The organism is Armatimonas sp., from assembly GCF_043760365.1.
Taxonomy (GTDB): Bacteria; Armatimonadota; Armatimonadia; order Armatimonadales; family Armatimonadaceae; genus Armatimonas.
In genome coordinates this window covers 1-4,031 of the sequence record NZ_JAYUPA010000657.1, presented here as the reverse complement: position 1 = coordinate 4,031, position 4,031 = coordinate 1, and the positions used below count along the sequence as shown (strand labels likewise).

Below are 4,031 nucleotides of genomic sequence, written 5' to 3'. Positions count from 1 at the left end.
GAAGCCCTCCGCAAGATAGCTCTCGATCACGGGCCGAATCTGCCCGGACAGATCCGGGAAGCACTGCTCGGCGAGTGCGAGCCCGGCGCTCATCACCCAGCGGTGGTTGGGCGTGTGAAAGCCACCGGTCAGTGCTCCCGCGACCATGCGGCGTAAGAAGGCCTCGATGCGCTCGTGGCGCACCGCGAGGATCGCGGGGCACATCGCCTGCAAGATAAATCCCGCGTCGGGGCTGGAGTCGAAGTTGCAGTCGCGCAGATCCGTGAGGCCGCTGGGTCTTTGGTACGCTTCGAGGTAGTCAAGCGCACGCTCAGCGGCGGCTAAGTGGCGATTCGTGTAGAGGCACAGTGCCACCAGAGAGCACGTCCCACCCGGATCATCGAGGCCCCAGTCGGCGCGTTCAAGAGCGCCATCGGCACGCTGGAGAGCCACGTAGGAATCGCACTGGGCGGCCAGCTTTGGCAGCGCTGCATCAAGAGAAAACATAGGGGCGTATTCGGCACGGGGAAGGAGAAACCCTTCCGGGTAGGGAAAGAGCTTTCCATGTCAAGAGTTTCTTTTGCGCTTCCCGAAGCGCTACACGCCTATCTTCTCTCCGTCGGCACGCGCCCCGATGCCGTGCGCCTTGGCCTACGCGAGGCCACCAATGCCCTTCCCAACTCGGGGATGCAGATTAGCACCGAGCAGGGTGAGTTTATGGATATGCTCCTCAAGCTGATGGGGGCGACAAAGTGCCTGGAAGTGGGAACCTTCACCGGCTACTCCGCGCTAGTCACGGCACAAGCACTCCCAGAAAACGGCAAGCTGGTCTGCTGCGATGTCTCCGATGAGTACACCGCGATTGGCAAGCCGTTCTGGGCCGAGGCGGGGATCGCGCACAAGATAGACCTGCGCATCGCGCCCGCCACCGACACTCTCGACGCGCTTCTCGCCGATGGCCAAGCAGGAACTTTCGATTTTATGTTCATAGACGCCGACAAGCACAACTACGATAGTTACTACGAGCGCGGCTTGCAGCTTCTGCGGCACGGCGGGCTGATCGGCATTGACAACACGCTCTGGAGCGGGCGCGTGATTGACGACGAAGCACAGGACGCCGACACGGTGGCGCTACGGGCGCTCAATGCCAAGATCCACGCCGACGTGCGCGTTCAAGTCTCGATGCTCCCCATCGGCGATGGCCTGACACTCTGTCGGAAGGTGTAGGTTTCATTCCGAGAAGTTGAACTTGCGGTTCTCGAAGAACCGAAAGGAATCCCGATCTACCGCACTCAGAGAGACATCGAGCACCGTGATCGCTTCTGGCTGAGTGTCGTCCCATACAGCGACAATATCCACTTTATGCCCATTAGCTAACATTCCCGCAAGGACATCATAGACGGCTTTTGTCGCTTCGATAGCATCCGCTTCCTCGGGAGACCAATCCGCCGGAGGTGCGAAATCCATCTCGTTTCCTTCACACAAGTACCTGAAATGGCAGCTACATCCACCGTACTGACATTCGAGATACCACAGTGCAGGATGATCTAGCAGCTTGACAAGGGCCGGATCGTCCTCCTTTGTGAGCGGTAGAAAGTGATAGAGCGTGGAGGGAAACTGACCGAGGTCTTCCCGACTTGTGGTGGAGAGATAGACTAAATAGCACATAAAGATCCAAGCTTACTTAAACGTCACGGGGCGCTTGACATAAGTGGCGATCTCGTTGGCGAGAGTGAGGGCCTCGCGCTCTTCGTAGACCTCATAGATTGCCTGCTCGTGGCCGTCGGTGTGCAGCAGGCTCAGGGCGTAGAGATAGCGCCCGGCAGGATCGTGGCGCTCCTGAACCCGGATGCCCTCGACGCGGCGAAAGCGTGTCACGAGCTCGGCATTACGAAAGATTGTCCCGTTGCGCGCATTGAACACAAACGTGATCGGGGCTTTGTAGACATGCCTTAGATAGAGGGGGAACCCGATCAGAAGCCCCAGTGTGGAGACCAGCCAGAGGAAGCCGAAGTGGTTTTTCTGAGGCGCAAAAAAATCTGCGGAGGAAACGACATTCCACTGCGCGGATTTGAGTGTCGCGATCAGCCCTAGCACTAAGACACTACTTGCCATGAAGGCAAAAAAACCCAGCGCGTTCCAGGTAAAGTTTCCCTGGTGCTGGAGTGTCACCGTGAGCTGCTCCGGTTGCCGCTCGATCAGAAACGAGCCAATGGTTCGCGCGGGCATGGGTTCAGGGAGGGCCATGGTAGCCACTACGGAGGGGGAGGGGGGCCGCCTCCCCCTTTAAAAGGGGTTGGTGTGGATCGGATCGTGATGGGGCCGGAGTCCTTGGTCTCCAGCGTCGTGCCACCCGCGCCACAGCCTGCCGCCAGGAGGAGCAAAAGAAACCATACGAAAGAGCGTCTCATGGCTACGGTGTATCCCAATTTAGAGCCAGATGCAACCAGCCTCCGCCCACACGATTTTATGTCGTATTTTCAGTCGCGTCTTCACCCAGCTCCGATTCAAAAGTATGGGTAGGCTGGTCGTGGGAATGAAGGCGAATCGGGTCGCCCGCAAGGCTCATGGCAGCGGGAATATCAAGCCGTGTGTCAATTTGGTAGGGATTCGGAGCAACCGGCGCGGCGGCATCCAGCACGGAGCCCAGCAGGCGTAGCAGCAAGCGCCGCGCCCCCTCTTCGCCGCCCAGAGTCGCCCGAACACGAATTGCTTGCTCGGGAGGAAGGTCAATGATGATACGCACGGCGAATTATACCGCCAACTATGGAGATAACACGGACAGAGGCGGCATCTCGATTGCGCTTAGCCGTCGAGAGTGCGGCAAGCGGGCTGGTTGAGCGCGAGGCGGTCGCGGAGGCGATTGCGCTTTGTGCGGTGGCGGGGGAGCACTTGCTGCTCATCGGGCCACCGGGCACGGCAAAGTCTGAGGCGGCGCGGCGCATGGCAAAAATGCTCGGCGGGAGCTACTTCGAGTATCTTTTAGGGCGCTTCACTGAGCCCAGTGAGCTTTTTGGCCCGATTGACCTGCGGCGCTTGCGTGAGGGCATTGTCGAGACGGAGACAAGTGGGATGCTTCCCGAGGCGGAGCTGGCGTTTCTCGATGAGATTTTCCTAGGCTCCACGGCAATCTTAAACACCCTCTTGGCTCTACTTAACGAGCGGACATTTAGACGCGGGAGCACGCAACTTGCGGTTCCCCTGCGGCTCTGCATCGGGGCGTCGAACGCCCTTCCCGACGAGGGCGCACTGGCAGCCTTTGCAGATCGTTTTCTGGTGCGGCTCTTTCTTGACCCCGTCGCCGACGCGCTCTTAGAGGATTTGCTAGAGCAAGGTTGGAACCGACAAGGCTTTGTCCAAGAGCCCCTTGCCTCCCTCGCGGACCTAGATAGTCTCAGTGCCGCGTGCGCCCAAGTGGAGCTGGCAAGCATTCGCCCAACACTGGCACGGGCGCTTCGCACCCTGCGGCAGGCTGGTGTGACGCTCAGCGACCGCCGGGCCGTGCGCACGCAGCGTCTTATCGCCGCCGCTGCCACTCTTGCGGGGCGCACCGAGGCGACCGCCGCCGATCTCTGGCCGCTGATCTACGCCGTGCCCACGCGCGAGGAGCAAGCCCTCGCCCGCGAGGCACTCCGCCCGTTGCTCGCCGCCACAGAGAACGCCGCGCTTCCTCACGCCGCCGAGGAAGCGTCGCTTGGGCCGCTCGCACGGGCACAGCGGCTCTCGGGAGGAATAAGAAAACTCCTCACCGCCCCGCCCGATGACCCCGCAGCGCTCGCGGCCTGGCGACTACGGCTCGAAGGGTCACTGCGGGAGATAGACGCGGGCTTTGCTCCCGAGAAGCTCCCCGCAGACTTAGCGCAGCTTCGGCAGAAACTTATCGAGTGGGTGCGCGTGTGAGCCTTGCTCTGGAGTGGGAAGACCGTGAGCCACCGCTTGCCCCGGCGGGCTTGGTCGCGCTTGGCCCCGATGCCGCCTTGCTCGCCGAGCGCCTAGCCCGGCTGGACGTAAGTGTGATGCAACATCTACAGGGGACTAGGGGGGAAACACTT

Annotated in this window: 6 protein-coding genes and 1 pseudogene; 2 read left to right on the top strand and 5 right to left on the bottom strand. The window is 60.8% G+C overall.

Going from position 1 to position 4,031, the window contains the following annotated elements:
- Positions 1 to 486: pseudogene (locus ACH2EH_RS15220) on the bottom strand (hypothetical protein); the annotation flags it as partial.
- A 57-nt stretch (positions 487 to 543) separates the two neighbouring features.
- Here ACH2EH_RS15220 and ACH2EH_RS15215 point away from each other — a divergent pair.
- Positions 544 to 1,206 (top strand): class I SAM-dependent methyltransferase, encoded by a 663-nt coding sequence (locus tag ACH2EH_RS15215; protein ID WP_395142891.1) that lies wholly within the window; start codon positions 544 to 546, stop codon positions 1,204 to 1,206.
- Positions 1,207 to 1,209: 3 nt separating this feature from the next.
- Here the strand turns inward: ACH2EH_RS15215 and ACH2EH_RS15210 are convergent, their stop codons facing one another.
- The 4 genes from ACH2EH_RS15210 to ACH2EH_RS15195 all read right to left on the bottom strand — a co-directional run bounded on the left by ACH2EH_RS15210 (position 1,210) and on the right by ACH2EH_RS15195 (position 2,725).
- On the bottom strand, positions 1,210 to 1,446 hold the full coding sequence (locus ACH2EH_RS15210; protein ID WP_395142890.1) for a hypothetical protein: 237 nt from the start codon (positions 1,444 to 1,446) through the stop codon (positions 1,210 to 1,212).
- 213 nt (positions 1,447 to 1,659) lie between these two features.
- Positions 1,660 to 2,226, bottom strand: coding sequence for a hypothetical protein (locus tag ACH2EH_RS15205; protein ID WP_395142889.1), 567 nt, complete (start codon positions 2,224 to 2,226; stop codon positions 1,660 to 1,662).
- An 8-nt stretch (positions 2,227 to 2,234) separates the two neighbouring features.
- Positions 2,235 to 2,390 carry a hypothetical protein gene (locus tag ACH2EH_RS15200; RefSeq protein WP_395091920.1) on the bottom strand — a complete coding sequence of 52 codons (156 nt, stop codon included), beginning with the start codon at positions 2,388 to 2,390 and terminating at the stop codon, positions 2,235 to 2,237.
- Between the two features lie 56 nt (positions 2,391 to 2,446).
- Positions 2,447 to 2,725: a hypothetical protein gene (locus tag ACH2EH_RS15195; RefSeq protein WP_395142888.1), complete on the bottom strand. Its 279-nt coding sequence runs from the start codon at positions 2,723 to 2,725 to the stop codon at positions 2,447 to 2,449.
- Between the two features lie 20 nt (positions 2,726 to 2,745).
- On the opposite strand from ACH2EH_RS15195, the gene ACH2EH_RS15190 reads away from it, so the two are divergent.
- The gene (locus ACH2EH_RS15190) at positions 2,746 to 3,879 is read left to right on the top strand and encodes an AAA family ATPase (protein ID WP_395142887.1); all 1,134 of its coding nucleotides are present in this window, start codon (positions 2,746 to 2,748) and stop codon (positions 3,877 to 3,879) included.
- The last annotated feature ends 152 nt before the right edge of the window (positions 3,880 to 4,031 follow it).